Genomic DNA, 17,638 nt, shown 5'->3' with positions numbered 1-17,638 from the left:
GTCATCCCTGGTACAGCGCGCTGCGGTACATGCTGACCAGTTCGCGCAGGCCGGCTTCGTCCTTGAGCAGCCGCACCGCGCGGTTCAGCGCGCGGGCGTCGTCGGGGTTGCTGTCCTGGGCCCGCTCGGCCGCCGTGGCCAGGCCATCCAGGGCGGATTGCAGCGCCTGCCCGAATTTGCCGGGCAGCAGCAGGTCGCGATTGGCCAGCGGCGGGCGCAGCTGGCTGTCCAGGTAGCGGTCGGTGCCGGGGGTGTCCAGCAATTGGGCCAGCTGGGCCTTGATGCCTTCGGCGGGCGGGGCCATTTCCTGGCGGTCCGGCAGTTGCTGCCCGCTGGTTTCGCGGCCGGCGTAGGAAATGCCGTCCAGGCCCCGGTCGAAGGCGTAGCCGCTGATGCGCATATCGGACATGGTGTGAGGGGTCTCCGTCCAGGGTTCAGGCCGCGCGGGCGTCGTCGAGCCAGCGCGACAGCGCGTCCACCGCCAGCTTGAGCGCCGGCGCGCCGGCCTGGCCGGCAGGCAGCCGGGTCACGGCCAACAGACGCGGCAGGCCGTCCTGCTCGCGCAGCGCGGCCTGCACGGGATAGCCCTCCAGGCGGGAATGGTGGGCCCGCTTCCAGGCTTGCAGCAGGCGTTGCGGGGCGTCATAGGGCACAGGGTCCGACACATACACCAGCACCTCGTCGCCGGCGGCCTCGATGGCGACACGGCGGCCCGATTCCAGCTGCAACGCGAGGTTGCCGCGCGGCCCCAGGGCCAGCCCGTCCATGCCGATCTGTTCGCCGAAGGCGCCCAAGGCGCGGTCCAGGCTGTTCATTCGTATTCCTCGTCGATGGCCGCGTCCAGGGCCAGTTGCGCCGCGTTCAGCACCGACTGCCGCGCGTCCAGGTCGGGAAACATGGGCACGGGCAGGTCCTTCAGTACCGCGCGCACCCCGCCCAGGAAGGTGATGCGCGCGCCGACGGTGTCGACGCCATGGCTGGCCGCCAGCGCCGAGAAGCGCGACTCGGAAACCCATTTCTCGTTGCTGACGTTGACCAGGTCCTGCATCAGCCGGTCGGCCGCCAGTGGTTTGCCATGTTCCCCGGCCAGCTTCTGGCCCAGTTCACCGCAGCCGTCCAGCACGGTCACCGCCACGCCTAATTGATATAGGTCCTGCATCAGCGCCTGCAGCCGGTCCGCGCTGGTGGACGGGCGCGCCGCGGCCAGATCCTGGCCCAGTGCCTGGATCAGCTGTTGCAGCCCGCGGGCCACGTCCTTGCCGCCGAAGCGTTCCAGTGCCAGGGCCAGGGTCTTTGCCAGCGATGACTCGCCCAGCACCACGTCCTGGTAGGTACGCTGGAAGTCGGCCACGCCGCGGGCGTCATCGGCATAGCCGGCCGCCGCGCCGATGGTGTTCAGGCTGGCGCGTATCTGGGGGCCGCTTTCCAGTTCCAGGTCGGCCAGCGCCTCGCGCAAGCCGTCCAGCACCTCCTCGGAAGCGCCTTCGCGTTCGCCCTGGCGCAGCGCGTATTGCAGGCCGAGGTACTGGCGGGCGGCGTCGCCGAACGCCTGGGCCGCGGCCTGGCGCGGGTCGGCCTGGCCGGCCAGCAGGTGGCGGGTCAGTTCGATCAGCTTTTCCTGGGCGTCGGCCTCATGGGCCTCGGCCAGGAAGGCCACGATGGCTTCGGCGCTGAGCAGCTGCAAGGGCGCCTCGCGGCCGATCTTGCGTTCGGCGTGGTGCTTGTCCTCGGCCTTCTCGGCCATGTGCAGGCTGAGCTCTTCGGCAGAGTCCGCCAGCGAGATCTCGCCGTCCACCGTCATTGCGGCCTGGCCCAGCATCGTGCCGACCTGCTGCTGGCCGGACTGGATGTCGGTATGCAGGGTCGTGGACGAGAAAGCGGGGGCGGGCTGGCCGGTGTCGATACGGTTCATGGGGACGCGGGTAGGCGGCGGGCGAGAGCCGCGCATGGTCTGGGGTAGTAACGGTTGGGCCGGGAAAGTTCCATCCTTTTTGCTGGGAACCAAGCCGCGGCATCGGTTACGTACACGGGGCAGGCCGAGGCTTCTTCGGAACCGGTGCTGCGACGCTGAATTTAAGGGTTAACCCGTGATGGTTCAGGTGCGTACCGCAGGCTGCGGGCGGCCGGTAAAGGAGAAAGGAATGTCGACGGTTTCCGGAATGGGAGTAAGCGGCCTGGCGGGCATGGATTTGTCCAGCATGGATTTGGAAACCGCTTTGATGGCGGTCCAGACCCAGCGCTCGCAACTGCTGGAAGATGCCTTGCGCCAGCAGTTGGACTCGGTCAATGGCCGCAATGCGCAGATGGCGGGCTTGAACGAGGCGATGAACGCCAAGACGGCCGACAACCTGAAGCTGGAATCGTCCAATGTCAGTCTGCAGGGCGAAATCGACCAATTGAAGGATCTGCAAGGCCGCCTGTCGGCCAGCAAGTGCCCCAACCCCGAAGGCTGGTACGGGCTGTCGTGGGGGCAAGGCGACGACAAGCAGCTCTCGCATGACACGCTGGCCCAGATCAAAGCGGCGGGGCTGAACATCCCCACCGGTGACGACGCGCCGCGGGACGTCGACCGCAACGGCACCATGGACGCCAAGGGCCGGGTGGTGCAGAACTTCGTGGACCAACTGAGCGGCAAGATCTCGGCGCTGCAGGCCAAGATCGCCGACAACGGCAAAGCGATCGACGCCAACAAGCAGGCCGTCACGGAGATCAAGAGTTCGCTGGACAACCTGAGCAATACCCAGCAGATGGAAATGCTGCGACTGCAAAGCATGACCGGCAAGCGCAACGAAGCCTTCGATGTCATGACCAATTTCCTGAAGAAGATGCAGGAGAGCCGCTCTTCGATCATCGGCAACATGCGCTGAGCCCTGGGTACGGATAAACGGGGGCGGATTATGAGCGGACCGGTAGGCGGCAGCCAGCCCGTGCTGGGCGGGGTGGGCCTGGAGAGTTCCAGCGGGGTGCGCGGCGCGGACCTGGTGGGCGCTGACCAGGAAACGGCCATGCTCAGCGTGCAAGGCGAGCGCAGCCGGCTGCTGGACAAGCAGATCGAGACGCAGATCCAGGAACTGCGCGCTCTGAACCGCCGGCTGGAATTGCTGAACACTGTGCAGGCGGGCCTGAAGGCGGTGCAGGCCCAGTTCAAGGCCGGCGCCAAATACGACAAGGAATGGCACGACGCCGGCGGCTGGAGTTTCCGCCGGGCCGACGAGATCAACCGGGCGGCGGCCGAGGCCGGGCTGAACCTGGGGTTCTCTTCCGACAGCAATACCTGGCGCCTCTTCGGCCACATGAGCGACATGAAGGAATTCGCCAACGCCTACCTGCCGCCCGACCAGGCCCGACAGTTGGCCAAGTGGCGCGACGACGGCGACCTGCGCGGCCATTTCCTGGCGGGCGCCCTGGTCAAGCAGATGGCGGGCAGCGACGGTTTTATGACGCCTGATTACCCGGGCCAGACGCTGAACCGTTGCCCGGGCGGCATTCGCTACGACTCGGACTATGGCGAATTGCGCCAGGCCGTGCAGCGGGTGCAGGGTGCCATCGACGAGGCGTCGAACCAGCAGCAGGACCAGATGCTGCGTCTGCAGGCCCTGACAAACCGCCGCAATGAGTCGGCGGACATGCTCAGCAACTACATCAGGAAGATGCAGGACAGCAAGATGGCGATTTCCGAGAAGATTCGTGGAACCTGAACCCGGGTTCCGTTACTTACGCTGCATAGTCGCTCAACCTTACATCGAAGCCGGGCGGTCGGCCCGGGCCAGGAGCTCATCTTGAACATGAACGTGAACAGCGCCAACGTCGGCGGCATCGCCATGACCGACATTGCCGGCATGGACATCGAAACCGCCTTGATGATGGTGCAGTCCGAGCGCACCAAGCTGCTGGACAGCCAGCTCAAGAGCCAGATCGAGGAAGTGCAGAAGCGCAACGAGTTGACCGGCGCCCTGAACGATATGCAGGCCAAGCTGAATGGCATGAAGGGCTCGCTCGATTCCAAAGACGCCAAGCCCGGCGACGAGGTCAAGGCCGATGCGGGCACGCCCAGCAATAGGACGCTGGCGACGGAGTACGCCACCCAGGCCCTGAAGCTGGGCATGGACCCGGCGCCGGTCAAGGCTACGGCAATCAAGGACGCGCAGGGCAACGTGATCGGCGCGAATGTTACCGGCATGCCGACCCGTGAAGGCCTGGAAAAGGCGATTCCCGATCTCAAGAGCAAGCTGGACGCCGCCAGCAACAGCCAGCAGATGGACATGCTGCGGTTGCAGAGCTTGTCGAACAAGCGCAACGAAGCCTTCGACACGATGACCAACTTCGTCAAGAAGATGCAGGACAGCCGTTCGTCGATCATCGGCAACATGCGCTGATCCGACGCTACTCATTCCGCCCCACCCACGGAGAACGGCAATGGCCGACACGCAAGAACAGAACATCCAGGACATCATCGAGCGCGCCGAGGCCGCCGTGCGCGACGCCCAGCGGTCCATCGAAGAATCCGACGACAAGCTGCGCAAGCTGGGGCTGGACCCGGAAAAGGTCCGGTCGACGTTGCAGGCGCAGCCTCTGGACGAGCGCCAGCGCGATGAGGCGCAAGCCCTGTTCCGCCAGGACATGGACGCCGTGGACCGCGAGGTCGAGCAAGAGGCCGCCTATGCCCGCCAGCGCAGCGCCCCGCGCGCGCCGGGCGCTGCGGTCAAGCGTCCGCGCACGATGGTCTGACCCCGACGCACCAGGAGCCGTCCGATGACTACCGCCCAGGCGCCTATGACCGGCGAAGAATACGCAGCGCTGCACGACCAGATCGTCGGCCAGTTGGCCCGAGGCGGCAGCCTGGGCCAGCTCAAGGGCATGACCGCCGACGAATGCGAGGCGCTCTACAGCCTGGGCTACGGTCTCTATGAAAAGGCGCGCTATGCCGATGCGCTGAAGGTGCTGGCCTATCTGGTAACGCTGGACCACACCGAGCACCGCTACCTGGTGGCGCTGGGCGCCACCGCCCAGGCCATGGGCAAGCATGCCGATGCCCTGCAGCAGTACATGGCCGCGACCCTGCTGGATCCGCTGGAGCCGGCGCCTGTGTTCTACGCCGCCCAGTGCCTGCTGGACCTGGGCCAGCCCGACGCCGCGTTGCAGTCCTGCGACCTGGCGCTGGCCATGTGCAAACCCGACCGCCACGCCGTGCTGGCCGAACGCGCGCAAGCCCTGCGCACCCTGCTGGCGGCGCGCGGCGCCAAGGAGAATTGAAATGATCAACGTCAACAACGGCGGCATCAATCCGGCGCTGCTCAATCCCCTGGCCGGCGCCGATGGCGCACAGGCGCCCGCTACGACGCCGGGATACACCGCGCTGGACGCTGCCCTGTACGTGGGCAAGGACGCCGCGGCCGACAAGCTGTCCTTGCTGGGCCTGCCGCCGCCCACCGGCGGCGACGCCGCGGGCGTGGCGCAGGCGCTGGCCAAGCTGATGGGTTCCGCCGACACCGACATGTATGCGGTCATGGCGCTTTTGCAGAAGATCTCGCAAGAGCAGCGCAATGCCGCGCGAGCAGACCGGGCCGCCTCGATGGATGCGCAGGTCCAGGCCCTGCACTCGGCGGCGGACAAGATCAAGGAAGCAGCCGAAGAGCGCTTCAAGGGCGCATTGGCCCAGGGCATCAGCCAGATCGTCGGTGGCGCCATGCAGGTCGGCGTGGGCGCAGGCGGCATAGCCGCCACGGCGGCCTCGGCGCGCATGACGGCGACCTCCAGCCCGCTGAGCGCGCAGCAGTCCATCACCCAGGCCAAGCTGGACGGCTTCGCCACCAATTCGTCGGGCATCGGCCAGGGCCTGAGCGGCATGGCGGGCGGCGTGGGCGGCATCGTGCAGGCGGCCTATGACCGCAAGGCCGGTGAAGCGGACGCGGCCCGGTCGCACCTGGAGGCGGATGCCAAGGTGTTCGAGTCCGGTGTGCAGCATGCCAACGATCTGATGCAACAGATGATGGATGTCATCCGCGACGTGCGCGACAAGCTCGGCGCGATCGAGCAGAGCCGTAGCGAAACCACCCGCGGCATCGCCCGCAACCTTTAAGCGTTCGCCAGGGGAGCCAAGATTATGGATATCCGGCCATCTACCGGCAACGCCGGCCTGACGCCCGCGTTGGATCCGTCGGGTGCCGGCGCGGTCGCGGGGGCGGCGGCGCAAGCCGCCCTGCAAGCGGCCAGCGGCCTGGACCTGGCGGCGCTGGCTTCGCAGTGGGCCTCGAGCGTGGCGCAGGCCCGTAACAGCGGCGGCGACGGCGTCACCAACGCCAATGGCAAGCCAGCCATCGCGCCGCCGGCGCGCGAGTTCTCCGCCTCGGAAATGGTGGATCTGCTGCGTACGCTGCAAGGCAAGACGCAGGACGCACAGCTGCGCACCGCCAAGGAAAGCATCGAGAACAACCGCATCGAGCAGGCCAAGAACAACGAAGAACAGTTGCGCAAGGTCGACGAGTGGATCCAGAAGAGCAAGGAGGCGGAAAAGGGCGGCATCCTGGGCAAGATCTTCGGCTGGATCGGCGCCATCGTGGCCCTGATCGCCGCGGCGTTGATGGTGGTGGCGGCCGTGGCGGCCACCGCCGTGACCGGCGGCGCGGCTGGCCCGGTGATGGTCACGCTGGCCGCCATTGCGGTGGCGGGGGCGGTCAGCATGCTGGCCAATCAGATCTCTGCCGAGTGCGGCGGCCCCGAGATCAGTATCAGCAACCTGGTCACGCAGGCGGTGAGCAAGTTGCTGCAAGCCTTTGGCGTGGAGCCTGAAATGGCCGAGAAGATCGGCAACATCGTGGCCGGCGCCTCCATGCTGATGACGGGCGCAATCCTGATCGAACCGGGCGCGCTGGGCAAGATGGCCGGCGCCATTGCGGTGCTGGCGGGGGCGGATCCGCAGACCGCCGGCTATATCGCCATGGCGGTGGGTCTGGCTGCCACGATCACCGTGGGCATCATCATGGCGGTTGCCTCGTTCGGCGCGGGCGCCGTGTCCGCGGGCGCCAACGCCGCGGCCAACGTCGGCTCGCAGACCGCGCGCACCGTGGCCGACTCCGTCAAGACCGCGGGGCAGGTGGCGTCAGGGGCGGCCGCGGTGGTCAAGGGTACGGGGCAGATCATCACCGGCGCCGAGACCATCAAATCGGCCCAGGCGCAAGAGGCCGCCGACAAGGTGCTGGCCGACAAGAAGGCGCTGGAAGCTCTGTTGGTCAAGCTGCAGGCCTCGATGGAAGAAGATCGCGAAATGATCAAAAGCGTGATGCAGGCGATGGACGAGTCCATGCAGATGGTCAGCAAAATGATCAATGCCGCCGCCGACAGCATGAGCCAGGTCACCGCCAATATCGGCAAACGCGCGATGGTCTGACCCGCGCCATTATCGGAGCCAACACTGTGTCCCAATCTTCATCTGCGATTTCGCGCAGCGCCTTCGGGCAACAATTGTATGACGGCCTGGCGGCGCTGCCCGGCAGCCAACGGCTGACCGCCAGCCAGCTCGAAGTGATCTACGCGATGGCCTATGCGCATGTGGCCCAGGCCCAGTACGCACAGGCCTTGCCGCTGTTCGCCTTCCTGTCGCAATACGGCCCGACCCGCAAGCATTACCTGGCCGGACTGGCGCTGTGCCTGCAGATGCAGGCCCGCTTCGAAGAAGCGATCCGCATCCAGTCGCTGATCGGCTTGCTGTTCCCATTGTCGCCGGAGGCAACGCTGCGCGTGGCCGAGTGCCAGTTGGCGCTGGCGCAGTCCGAGGCCGCGCGCGAATCGTTGCGGCTGGTGGTGGCCGCCGCCGAGTCCGATAGCGCTTATGCCCAGCTGGGCGCGCGCGCCGCCACGCTATTGGCGCTGGCTGAAAAGGAGGTCCGCCCATGAGCCGGAAGCACCATGAACGATAGGGTGGGCGCAGGCTCCGCAATGGCCGTCTCGGGTGAGACGGCTTTTGTACTTGAAGCGGACGACGCGCGTTGTCTGGCCGAGGTCGGTTTTCTGGCTGCGGGCCGCGGCGACGTTGCGCGCGCCGACGCCATTTTCAACGCGCTGCGCGCGCTGCGGCCCGGCCGCGCCTACCCCTGGCTGGGGCTGGCGGTGGCGCGTCTGAACGCAGGCCGCGCCGACGAGGCCGTGCGGCTGCTGGAGCAGGGCGAAGCCAGCGCCGCGGCCGAACGCGGGCTGCTTTCCGCCTGGCGCGGACTGGCCCTGCAACTGGCCGGGCGCAACGCCGAAAGCGTGCGCCTGCTGCAAGCCTGCGCCGATGCCGGCGCCGGCGGTGAGGGCGCCGTGCTGGCGCGTTCGCTGCTGGGTATGCCAACCGATCAACGCTAGGAAAATCATGGAAATCACCGCGCTTTCCGCCGCTTTGGCACCCGTGCTGGACACGGTAACGGCCGCACCGGCCGCCACGCCGTCCGCGCTGGCCACCGAACGCTTCACTCAGTTGATGGCCGCACCCGATGTCGGCGCGCCGGCGCTGACCGGCCTGCAATCGGCCCTGCAATCGGCTTTCACGCCCGGCGTCGACGCCACGCCCGCCACGCTGGGCAACCAGATCCTGTCCAGCCTGCGCAGCACCACGACCGAGTATTCCGAGAAGTGGCAGAACATCTCCGGCCGACTGGACGCCATGTCCACCGAGCCGTCCATCGCCGACATGCTGCGCCTGCAGGCCGATCTGGTGCAGATCTCGGTGCAGTACGAAATGGTCGGCAAGGCTGTTTCGCGCACCACGCAAAACATCGATACGCTCGTCAGGATGTCCTAATGCACGCCGTTTCCACGCTGTCCTTCCCCTTTGCCGGCGGCGCCCGCGGTGTGCCGCTGCGGCAGCGCCTGCGCTGGCTGCTGCTGGCGTTGACCCTGCTGCTTGCCGCCTGCGGCTCGCGGGTGGAACTGTTTTCCGCCGCCAACGAAAGCGAGGCCAACGAGGTGTTGTCGGTGCTGCTCGATGCCGGCATCTCGGCGCAGAAGGCCAGCACCAAGACCGGCGTGGCCGTGTCGGTGGACGGCCAGCAGGTGGCCCGCGCGCTCGACATCCTGCGCGCCCGGGGCCTGCCGCGCGAACGCTTCGACGGCATGGGACAGATCTTCCGCAAGGAAGGGCTGGTGTCGTCGCCGCTGGAAGAACGCGCCCGCTACATCTATGCCTTGTCGCAGGAGTTGACCAACACGCTGTCGCAGATGGACGGCGTGCTGGCGGCCCGGGTACACGTCGTCCTGCCGGAGCGCGGTGGCGTGGGCGAGAACACCACGCCGTCCACCGCCGCCGTGTTCATCAAGCATCAGACGGGCTACAACCTGGATGCCTTGCAGCCGCAGATCCGCAAGTTGGTCACGCATGCCATTCCCGGCCTGACCGAAGACCGGGTGTCGATCGCGCTGGTATCGGCGCAGCCGGCCGCCTCGGCCTCGGCGGCCGGCAATCCGACGCGTCAGGTGATGGGCATCGAAGTGGGCGCAGGCTCGTCGACCGCGCTGACCGCTTGGCTGGTGGCGCTGATCGTGCTGGTGCTGGCGCTGGCCGGCGCCATGGGCTACCTGTTGTGGCGCTATGGCATGCCGGGCCGCGCCCGGCCCGAGCGCCGCGAACCCGTGTCCGAAGGGCGCTAGCCATGACGGCGCGCGCCGCGCTGGACCGCCGGCTGGTTGAATTCAACCAGTTGCCCAGCCGCACCCTGCATCCCAGCCGCCACGCAGCCTATGCGCCGCCCGCCGCGCTGGCGGCGATCGCGGCCGCGCCCGCGCTGGCGCCGGCCTGGCATCGCCATTGGTCGCGTGACATTCTCGATGTGCTGGGACTGGAGCAACGCCCGGTCACCGACCCGGAGCGGCCTGAACTGGCCCTGGCGCTGCTGCCGCCGGACGCACTGGCGCAATGCGCGCGCAGGCTCGGCGCCGTGCTGTGCGGTCCCAGGCTGCGCCGCGCGATCGCGGGCGACGAAGTGCGTACGCTGATCGCCCATCTGGGCGCCGACCTGCTGGACTTTACGCGCCGCACGGCCGGGGCGCTGCATGGCGGCGTGGCCGCCAGCGCGGCCTGGACGCTCTCGGAGACCACGGCCGCGGTGGACACACTGGGACTGAACGCGCTGCGCGCGGCGCTGTCCGGCGGCGGTCCCGAACTCGCGTTGCGCGCCGAATTGAAACTGCCCGACCTGCCTGCCGCCGACGCGCCGCTGCCCGCCGCCCAGGCGCTGTCGCTGGGCCTGTCGCTATTGAAGAAAACGGATCCCTCATGGCTTTCCTCATTCCCCGCGATCCGCTGACGCCCCGCGCCGCCGCCGGCCGCATCGACCCCGCCGCCCGCGTGCTACGCGCCGCCGAGAACGCGGCCTGGGCCGACGCCGAACAGTTGCTGGCGCAAGCGCGGGCGCAGGCCGAGGCCATCGTCGGCAGCGCGCAGGCGGCTTTCGAGGCCGAGCGCGAGCGCGGCTACCAGGAGGGTCGCGAATCGGCGCTGCTGGACCAGGCGGAAAAGATGATCGAGACGGTCGGCCGCACGGTGGAGTATTTCGCCGGCGTGGAGAACGAAATGGTCGAGCTGGTCATGTCGGCTGTGCGCAAGGTGGTCGATGGCTTTGACGACCGCGAGAAGGTCATGGTGGTGGTACGCAACGCCCTGGCGGTGGTGCGCAACCAAAAGCAGATGACCCTGCGGCTGAACCCGGCGGAAGTGGACACGGTGCGCGAGCAGATCAACGACCTGCTGGCCGCCTATCCCGGCGTGGGCTACCTGGACATTTTGGCCGACGGCCGGCTGGCGCGCGGCGCCTGCATCCTGGAAAGCGAGATCGGCATGGTCGAAGCCAGCCTTGAAGGCCAGATCCAGGCATTGCGCCAGGCCTTCCAGCGCACTCTGGGCAGCCGGGTCTGACGATGCGTCAATTCGACTACATCTCCGAAATGATGTCTCTGGCGCTGCAGGACACGCCGACGCTGCGCATCAAGGGCCGTGTCACGCAGGTGATCGGCACCATCATCAAGGCGGTGGTGCCTTCGGTGAAGGTGGGCGAGGTCTGCATCCTGCGCAACCCGGGCGAGAACTTCGAGATGAAGGGCGAGGTGGTGGGCTTTGCCCGCGACGCCGCGCTGCTCACGCCGATCGGCGACATGTACGGCATTTCCACGGCCACCGAAGTCATTCCCACCGGGCGTGCCCACATGGTGCCCGTGGGGCCCGGCCTGCTGGGGCGCGTGCTGGACGGCCTGGGCCGGCCGTTGGACGAAGCCGAGTTGGGACCGTTGGAAGCCAGCAAGTTCTATCCGGTGTTCGCGGAAGCGCCGGACCCGCTCAAGCGCCGCATCATCTCCGAGCCGCTGGAACTGGGCGTGCGCGCGCTGGACAGCGTGCTGACCTGCGGCGAAGGCCAGCGCATGGGCATCTTCGCTGCGGCGGGCGGGGGCAAGTCGACGTTGATGGGCATGCTGGTCAAGGGCGCCGACGTGGACGTGACCGTGGTGGCCCTGATCGGCGAACGTGGCCGCGAGGTACGTGAATTCCTGGAGCACGAACTGGGCCGCGAAGGCCGGCGCAAGAGCGTGATCGTCTGTGCCACCAGCGACAAGTCGTCGATGGAACGGGCCAAGGCCGCCTATGTGGCGACCGCCATCGCCGAGTATTTCCGCGACCAGGGCAAGCGCGTGCTGTTTCTGATGGATTCGGTGACGCGTTTTGCGCGCGCTCAGCGCGAGATCGGCCTGGCGGCCGGCGAACCGCCCACCCGCCGGGGCTATCCGCCGTCGGTGTTTGCCACGCTGCCCAAGTTGATGGAGCGCGCCGGCATGAACGAGCACGGTTCCATCACCGCGCTCTACACCGTGCTGGTGGAAGGCGACGACATGACCGAGCCCATCGCTGATGAGACCCGCTCCATCCTGGACGGGCACATCGTGCTGTCGCGCAAGCTGGGCGCCGCCAACCACTATCCGGCCATCGACGTGCTGGCGTCGGCCAGCCGCGTCATGAACGCGGTCATCACGCCCGAGCACAAGCAAGCCGCCGGCCGGCTGCGCGAGCTGATGGCCAAGTATCAGGAGGTGGAGCTGCTGGTGAAGATCGGCGAGTACAAGCGCGGCGGCGACGCGGTGACGGACGAGGCCATCGACAAGATCGGCGCGATCAACCAGTTCCTGCGCCAGCGCACGGACGAGCGCGCGACCCTGGCCGATGCGTTGGCGCAGATGAGCGCCATTGTGGGGACGCGATGAACGTGTTCGATGAACTGCTGGCCATCAAGCGCTTCCGCGAAGGCCAGGCCGAGATCGCGGTGTCGCGCCAACGCCTGCGCCAGGCCGAGGCGGATGCCGCCCGCCAGGCATCGGAACAGGCGCTGGCCGACTTCCGCGACGCCGCCGAGCGGCGCGAGCGCGACATGTACCGCGACCTGTGCAGCCGCGTGGTGCGGGTGCGCGAGATCGAAAACGTGTTGCAGGGGGTGGCAGGGCTGCGCGAAGGCGAGCGCCAATGCGAAGCCGCGGTCGAGCGGGCCGCCCAGCGCCTGCAGGAAGAAAGCCAGGCCTTGGCCGACAGCCGCGCCCGCCATCAACAGGCCGTGCGCCTGACCGGCAAATTCGTCGAGCTGGCCAGCATCCACCTGGCCGAACACCTGAAGGCGGCGGAGCACAAGGAAGACATGGAAATGGAAGAGGCGGCGACACTGTCGCGCGACCGCGAAGATTGGGAACAGCACGAGGAGTTCGAGCCGGCATGAGCATCGATCGACGCATCGGCCTGGATACCGCCATCGCCCAGGGCTCGGGCCTGGCTCAATCCGACGGCCAAGCCATGGGCCGCCAGGCCAGCGACGCGGACCGGCGGGCCTTCGAGCAGGCGCTGGCGCAAGGCCAGGACACGGACGCGCAAGAACCCGCGCCGCCCGCCGCAGCCACGCCGTTCTCGCTGTTCGGGGGCGCCGCTGCCGCCGCCGCGCCGCGCGCCGACGGGCCATCGCAGGCCCTGACCGAGGCCCTGCAAGGCAGCGCCGAGCAACTGCTGGTGGCCGACGGCAGCCAGGGGCGGCGCCAGGTGCGCGTGGAATTGAAGGACGACGTGCTGCCTGGCGTGAGCGTGTCGGTATACGAAGAAGCGGGGCGCGTGGTTGCCGATTTCGTCTGCGCCAATGAGGCCTCGCGTGAACGCCTGGCCGTCATGGCGCGGCCATTGGCCGAGCAGTTGGCGGGCAGCCTGGGCCGCGACGCGTGCGTGCGCGTCAGCACCGACGATCCCGAAGACCCTTGCCTGGCCGAGACCGACGCTTCGGCGCCGGCCCGCTGATCCCTGGACCCCATGACCGCAAGTACGCAACATTCCTTGTCCGCCCCGTTGCCGCGCCTGTCCGGCAACGAGGCGCGCGCCCGCTCGCTGATCGCGCGCCACGGCGCCGACCTCCCGGTGACACTGACGCCCCTGGCCGGCGCCGACGCGGAACCCTCCCATTGGCGCCTGGGCTTCACGCCCGGCGTACCGGACGCCTTGCGTCAGTCGGCCCCCCTGTCCGCCGACCTGGAATGGGCCGGCGCGCGCTTGCGGCTGGGCCTGCCGGCCAGCGCCGCCGATGCCTGGCTGGCGGCGCGCCTGCCGGGCATGGAGGCCGGCGCGCTGCCGCCTGCCCTGGTGTCCGCCGCGATCGAGACCCTGCTGGCCGAAGTGGTGGCGGGCTTGAGCGATGCCTCGCCCGGCGGCCCGCTGCGGGTGGTCCGCCGCGACGGTCCGGCACCTGTCCTGGCACAAGGCTGGACGGTCGCTGCCCGCCACCCCGCCAGCGGCGCCACGGTGTACGCCACGCTGGAAACCGACGGCCTGGGCCTGATGCTGCTGGCCGGCTTGATCGGCCGCGCCGCGCCCACCGCCAACGAGATCGACGCCGACGCCGTGCCGATACGCATCGCCGCCTGCCTGGGCTGGGCCGACCTGCCGGCAGCCGAACTGCGCAGCCTGGCGCCGCGCGACACCATTTTCCTGCACCACTGCCTGGTCACGCCGGAAGGCGAACTGTGGCTTGGCGCCGGCCGCCAGGGGCTGCGCGTGCGCCGGCAAGATTCCTCATACCTCATCACTCAAGGCTGGACCTCTCTTATGACCGAGACGCCGCAACCCTCGGCCGACGCCGCGGCGGCCGCTGTAGCGTCGGGCGCCGTAGAGCCGCTCGACCTGGACGCCATTCCCGTCAGGCTGACTTTTGAACTGGGCGAACGCCAGATCACCCTGGGCGAGCTCAAGCAGTTGCAGCCCGGCGAAACCTTTGACCTGCAACGGCCGCTGGCCGACGGCCCCGTGCTGGTGCGCGCCAACGGCGCGCTGGTGGGCAGCGGCGAGCTGGTCGAGATCGACGGCCGCATCGGCGTGACGCTGCATCGGCTGGGCAAGGCGGGCGCATGAGCGGCGCGGATCCCATCAGCCTGGCGGTCGTGCTGGCGCTATTGGCGCTGGTGCCGCTGGCCGCCGTGATGACCACATCGTTCCTGAAGATCGCCGTGGTGCTGACGCTGGTGCGCAACGCCATGGGCGTGCAACAGGTGCCGCCGAACATGGCGCTGTATGGGCTGGCACTGATCCTGTCGGCCTACGTCATGGGCCCGGTGGTGATGCAGATCGGCGACGAACTGCGCGCCCCGCCCGCGGTGGTGGCGCCGGGCGCGGCGCAGCCCGACCGGCTGGAAGGCATCCTGGACGCCGTGGCGCGTGGCGCCGAACCGATGCGCGCCTTCATGCTGAAGAACAGCCGGGCGGAGCAGCGCGACTTCTTCATGCGCACCGCGCGCAGCCTGTGGGGCGAGCAGCAGGCGCGCAACCTGAAGCAGGACGACCTGCTGGTGCTGATCCCCTCGTTCCTGCTGTCGGAGCTGACGGCGGCGTTCCAGATCGGTTTCCTGCTGTACCTGCCGTTCGTCATCATCGACCTGATCGTGTCCAACATCCTTTTGGCGATGGGCATGATGATGGTATCGCCGGTGACGATTTCCATGCCCCTGAAGCTGTTCCTGTTCGTCATGGTCGACGGCTGGACGCGGCTGATCCAGGGCCTGGTTCTGTCCTACGCCTGAGGCCGCCATGGGAACCGTCGACCTCGTCTCCTACATGACTCAGGCGCTGTACCTGGTGCTGTGGCTGTCGCTGCCGCCCATCGCCGTGGCGGCGATCGTGGGCACGCTGTTTTCGCTGTTCCAGGCGCTGACGCAGATCCAGGAACAGACGCTGTCGTTCGCCGTCAAGCTGATAGCGGTGTTCGCCACCATCATGCTGACGGCGCGCTGGCTCAGCGCCGAGCTCTACAACTTCACGATCTCCGTGTTCGACCTCTTCTACAAGATCCACTAGGAGCGACACGCGGCCATGATCTCGGGCATCACCTACGTCGAAGCAAAAGTCTTCCTGGGCACGCTGGCGCTGACGCAGCCGCGGATCCTGGCGCTGTGCGCGATGCTGCCCCTGTTCAACCGGCAGCTTCTACCCGGCATGCTGCGCTACGCGGTCTGCGCGGCCATCGGCATCGTGCTGGTGCCGGCGTTGGCGCCGCGCTACGTGCAGATGGACCTGGGCGCCATCGAACTGGTGCTGCTGGTGGCCAAGGAGGTGTTCGTCGGCCTGGTCATGGGGTTCCTGGTGGCGATTCCGTTCTGGATCTTCGAGGCGGTGGGCTTCGTGGTGGACAACCAGCGCGGCGCCAGTCTGGGGGCCACCATCAATCCGGCCACGGGCAATGATTCATCGCCGCTGGGCATTTTGTTCAACCAGGCCTTTATGGTGTTCTTCCTGGTCGGTGGCGGCTTCATGCTGATGCTGACGATGCTGTACGACAGTTTCCGCCTGTGGGACCTGTGGGACTGGACGCCCACGCTGCGCCGCGAAAGCGTGCCGCTGATGCTGGACCAACTGGGCCGCTTCCTGCGGTTGACGCTGCTGTTCGCCGCGCCGGCCATCGTCGCCATGTTCCTGGCCGAAGTGGGGCTAGCGCTGGTCAGCCGTTTCGCGCCGCAGTTGCAAGTGTTCTTCCTGGCGATGCCGATCAAGAGCGCGCTGGCCCTGCTGGTGATGGTGCTCTACATGAATACGCTGTTCGAGTACGCCGCCGAGGCCACGGGCCAGATCGGGTCGGCGCTGCCGTTCCTGGACAACCAATGGCGGGCGCCATGAGCGGCGAAAAGACAGAACAGCCCACTACCAAGAAGCTGCGCGACGCTCGCCAGAAGGGCGACGTCGCGCACAGCAAGGACTTCACGCAGACGCTGCTGGTGCTGGCGCTGTTCGGCTACATGCTGGCCAACGCGCACGGCATCGTCGAGGCCCTGGGGCGGCTGATCCTGATTCCGTCGACGCTGGTGGGCCAGCCGTTCGAGCAGGCGTTGCCGTTGGCGCTGGACGCGGCGCTACGCGAGGCCGTCTACCTGGTGCTGCCGTTCGTGCTGATCGTGCTGGTGGTGGGGATGTTCTCGGAATTCCTGCAGGTGGGGGTGGTGCTGGCATTCGAAAAGCTCAAGCCGTCGGCCAAGAAGCTGGACGTGATGACCAATCTGAAGAACATGTTCTCGAAAAAGAACCTGGTCGAACTGCTCAAGTCCGTCATCAAGATCGCCTTCCTGTCGGTGCTGGTAACGCTTGTGGTGCGCGATGCGCTGCCGGAATTGATGGCGGTGCCGCACAGCGGCCTGGCCGGGCTGGAGGCGGGCGTGGGCGGCATGATGCGCACGCTGATCGTCAACATCGCCTTTGCCTACGTGGTGATCTCGCTGGCCGACTTCGTCTGGCAGCGCATGCAATACCGCAAGGGGCTGATGATGAGCAAGGAAGACATCAAGCAGGAATTCAAGGAGATGGAGGGCGACCCCCACATCAAACACAAGCGCAAGCATCTGCACCAGGAAATGGTGATGCACGGCGCGGTGGCCAATACCCGCAAGGCCTCGGTGCTGGTGACCAATCCGACGCACCTGGCGGTGGCAATCTATTACGAGCCGGGCGAGACGCCCCTGCCGATGGTGTTGGCCAAGGGCGAGGGCGCGCTGGCCGAACAGATGATGCAGGCCGCGCGCGAAGCCGGCGTGCCGGTGATGCAGAACATTCCGCTTGCGCGCGCGCTGATGGCGTCCGCGCAACCTGACCAATACATCCCCAGCGAGCTGATCGAGCCCGTCGCCGAAGTCTTGCGGCTCGTCAGGAAATTGGCTGGCAACCCGGACGAGCCGACATGAACGCGACCCCCCATCCCCTGATTTCCACCTACGCGGCGCGCCACGGCCTGGCGCCGTCCACGCGCGCCGATGGCCGTGTCACCGTGGTGATCGATGACCGCTACCGGGTCCACCTGCTGGCGGGCCGCGACGGCTGGCTGGTCCTGAGCGCGCGGCTGTGTGCCTTGCCGGCCCGCCAGGCCGGCCGTGACGAATTGATGCAGGAGATCGGCAAATTGGCCGCCGGCATGCTGGCGCGGCACGCCGCCGCCTGCGTGGTCGACCCGCAGGAGCGGGCGTTGTGGCTGCAGCAATTGCTGCGGCCCGACAGCAGCGAGCTGGCGCTGGATGAAGCCATGGGCGCGTTCGCGAACGCGCTCTCCTTTTGGGCCGGCGCCGTGCGGCGGCTGGCATGAACATGGGTGACGGGTACCCCGCCCGAGGAGAAAGAGTGTTG

The 17,638-nt window shown here is 67.7% G+C and carries 25 protein-coding genes; 22 read left to right on the top strand and 3 right to left on the bottom strand.

Annotated features, from left to right (window positions below):
• Position 1: 1 nt before the first annotated feature.
• Genes A9974_RS07980 through sctW form a run of 3 tightly spaced genes read right to left on the bottom strand, consistent with a single transcriptional unit; the run spans position 2 to position 1,912 of the window.
• The gene (locus A9974_RS07980; RefSeq protein WP_183003554.1) at positions 2 to 409 is read right to left on the bottom strand and encodes a hypothetical protein; all 408 of its coding nucleotides are present in this window, start codon (positions 407 to 409) and stop codon (positions 2 to 4) included.
• Positions 410 to 434: 25 nt separating this feature from the next.
• Positions 435 to 815 carry a hypothetical protein gene (locus A9974_RS07975; protein ID WP_183003553.1) on the bottom strand — a complete coding sequence of 127 codons (381 nt, stop codon included), beginning with the start codon at positions 813 to 815 and terminating at the stop codon, positions 435 to 437.
• A complete protein-coding gene (sctW, locus tag A9974_RS07970) occupies positions 812 to 1,912 on the bottom strand; it encodes a type III secretion system gatekeeper subunit SctW (RefSeq protein ID WP_183003552.1) in 1,101 nt (366 codons plus the stop codon). Before sctW ends, A9974_RS07975 begins: the two co-directional genes overlap by 4 nt.
• Positions 1,913 to 2,198: 286 nt before the next feature.
• Here sctW and A9974_RS07965 point away from each other — a divergent pair, with 286 nt between their 5' ends.
• From A9974_RS07965 to A9974_RS07860, 22 genes are all read left to right on the top strand, one after another.
• Positions 2,199 to 2,867 (top strand): hypothetical protein, encoded by a 669-nt coding sequence (locus A9974_RS07965; protein ID WP_255468072.1) that lies wholly within the window; start codon positions 2,199 to 2,201, stop codon positions 2,865 to 2,867.
• A gap of 30 nt (positions 2,868 to 2,897) precedes the next feature.
• A complete protein-coding gene (locus tag A9974_RS07960) occupies positions 2,898 to 3,698 on the top strand; it encodes a hypothetical protein (protein ID WP_183003551.1) in 801 nt (266 codons plus the stop codon).
• Positions 3,699 to 3,779: 81 nt separating this feature from the next.
• Positions 3,780 to 4,376 carry a hypothetical protein gene (locus tag A9974_RS07955; protein ID WP_183003669.1) on the top strand — a complete coding sequence of 199 codons (597 nt, stop codon included), beginning with the start codon at positions 3,780 to 3,782 and terminating at the stop codon, positions 4,374 to 4,376.
• Positions 4,377 to 4,416: 40 nt separating this feature from the next.
• Positions 4,417 to 4,728, top strand: a complete 312-nt coding sequence (locus tag A9974_RS07950; protein ID WP_183003550.1) for a hypothetical protein — start codon at positions 4,417 to 4,419, stop codon at positions 4,726 to 4,728.
• A gap of 24 nt (positions 4,729 to 4,752) precedes the next feature.
• Positions 4,753 to 5,253 (top strand): SycD/LcrH family type III secretion system chaperone, encoded by a 501-nt coding sequence (locus tag A9974_RS07945; RefSeq protein WP_183003549.1) that lies wholly within the window; start codon positions 4,753 to 4,755, stop codon positions 5,251 to 5,253.
• Position 5,254: 1 nt separating this feature from the next.
• Positions 5,255 to 6,079: a type III secretion system translocon subunit SctB gene (gene sctB / locus A9974_RS07940; protein WP_183003548.1), complete on the top strand. Its 825-nt coding sequence runs from the start codon at positions 5,255 to 5,257 to the stop codon at positions 6,077 to 6,079.
• A 24-nt stretch (positions 6,080 to 6,103) separates the two neighbouring features.
• A complete protein-coding gene (gene sctE, locus A9974_RS07935; protein WP_183003547.1) occupies positions 6,104 to 7,387 on the top strand; it encodes a type III secretion system translocon subunit SctE in 1,284 nt (427 codons plus the stop codon).
• Positions 7,388 to 7,413: 26 nt separating this feature from the next.
• Positions 7,414 to 7,893: a CesD/SycD/LcrH family type III secretion system chaperone gene (locus tag A9974_RS07930; protein WP_370539594.1), complete on the top strand. Its 480-nt coding sequence runs from the start codon at positions 7,414 to 7,416 to the stop codon at positions 7,891 to 7,893.
• 12 nt (positions 7,894 to 7,905) lie between these two features.
• Positions 7,906 to 8,343 (top strand): tetratricopeptide repeat protein, encoded by a 438-nt coding sequence (locus tag A9974_RS07925; protein ID WP_255468071.1) that lies wholly within the window; start codon positions 7,906 to 7,908, stop codon positions 8,341 to 8,343.
• A gap of 7 nt (positions 8,344 to 8,350) precedes the next feature.
• On the top strand, positions 8,351 to 8,779 hold the full coding sequence (gene sctI / locus A9974_RS07920; RefSeq protein ID WP_183003546.1) for a type III secretion system inner rod subunit SctI: 429 nt from the start codon (positions 8,351 to 8,353) through the stop codon (positions 8,777 to 8,779).
• On the top strand, positions 8,779 to 9,624 hold the full coding sequence (gene sctJ / locus A9974_RS07915; protein ID WP_183003545.1) for a type III secretion system inner membrane ring lipoprotein SctJ: 846 nt from the start codon (positions 8,779 to 8,781) through the stop codon (positions 9,622 to 9,624). The genes sctI and sctJ overlap by 1 nt, the downstream gene beginning before the upstream one ends.
• Before the next feature lie 2 nt (positions 9,625 to 9,626).
• Positions 9,627 to 10,280: a SctK family type III secretion system sorting platform protein gene (locus A9974_RS07910; RefSeq protein WP_183003544.1), complete on the top strand. Its 654-nt coding sequence runs from the start codon at positions 9,627 to 9,629 to the stop codon at positions 10,278 to 10,280.
• Entirely contained in the window at positions 10,250 to 10,888 is a 639-nt protein-coding gene (locus A9974_RS07905) for an HrpE/YscL family type III secretion apparatus protein (protein WP_183003543.1), read from the top strand. The genes A9974_RS07910 and A9974_RS07905 overlap by 31 nt, the downstream gene beginning before the upstream one ends.
• Positions 10,889 to 10,890: 2 nt before the next feature.
• Positions 10,891 to 12,222: a type III secretion system ATPase SctN gene (sctN, locus tag A9974_RS07900; RefSeq protein WP_025137543.1), complete on the top strand. Its 1,332-nt coding sequence runs from the start codon at positions 10,891 to 10,893 to the stop codon at positions 12,220 to 12,222.
• Entirely contained in the window at positions 12,219 to 12,725 is a 507-nt protein-coding gene (locus A9974_RS07895) for a YscO family type III secretion system apparatus protein (RefSeq protein WP_183003542.1), read from the top strand. The genes sctN and A9974_RS07895 overlap by 4 nt, the downstream gene beginning before the upstream one ends.
• On the top strand, positions 12,722 to 13,288 hold the full coding sequence (locus A9974_RS07890; RefSeq protein WP_183003541.1) for a hypothetical protein: 567 nt from the start codon (positions 12,722 to 12,724) through the stop codon (positions 13,286 to 13,288). The genes A9974_RS07895 and A9974_RS07890 overlap by 4 nt, the downstream gene beginning before the upstream one ends.
• A 36-nt stretch (positions 13,289 to 13,324) precedes the next feature.
• Positions 13,325 to 14,392, top strand: a complete 1,068-nt coding sequence (gene sctQ / locus A9974_RS07885) for a type III secretion system cytoplasmic ring protein SctQ (RefSeq protein WP_255468070.1) — start codon at positions 13,325 to 13,327, stop codon at positions 14,390 to 14,392.
• A complete protein-coding gene (sctR, locus tag A9974_RS07880) occupies positions 14,389 to 15,057 on the top strand; it encodes a type III secretion system export apparatus subunit SctR (protein ID WP_183003539.1) in 669 nt (222 codons plus the stop codon). The genes sctQ and sctR overlap by 4 nt, the downstream gene beginning before the upstream one ends.
• Positions 15,058 to 15,064: 7 nt before the next feature.
• A complete protein-coding gene (gene sctS / locus A9974_RS07875) occupies positions 15,065 to 15,331 on the top strand; it encodes a type III secretion system export apparatus subunit SctS (protein WP_008163300.1) in 267 nt (88 codons plus the stop codon).
• A 15-nt stretch (positions 15,332 to 15,346) separates the two neighbouring features.
• Entirely contained in the window at positions 15,347 to 16,147 is an 801-nt protein-coding gene (gene sctT / locus A9974_RS07870; RefSeq protein WP_183003538.1) for a type III secretion system export apparatus subunit SctT, read from the top strand.
• Positions 16,144 to 17,202 carry a type III secretion system export apparatus subunit SctU gene (gene sctU, locus A9974_RS07865; RefSeq protein ID WP_183003537.1) on the top strand — a complete coding sequence of 353 codons (1,059 nt, stop codon included), beginning with the start codon at positions 16,144 to 16,146 and terminating at the stop codon, positions 17,200 to 17,202. The genes sctT and sctU overlap by 4 nt, the downstream gene beginning before the upstream one ends.
• Positions 17,199 to 17,597 (top strand): CesT family type III secretion system chaperone, encoded by a 399-nt coding sequence (locus A9974_RS07860; protein ID WP_183003536.1) that lies wholly within the window; start codon positions 17,199 to 17,201, stop codon positions 17,595 to 17,597. Before sctU ends, A9974_RS07860 begins: the two co-directional genes overlap by 4 nt.
• Positions 17,598 to 17,638 lie beyond the last annotated feature (41 nt).

It is taken from the genome of Achromobacter sp. UMC71, assembly GCF_014170305.1.
In the GTDB taxonomy this organism is placed as follows: Bacteria; Pseudomonadota; Gammaproteobacteria; order Burkholderiales; family Burkholderiaceae_B; genus Achromobacter.
This window is presented reverse-complemented; position numbering and strand designations above follow the sequence as displayed.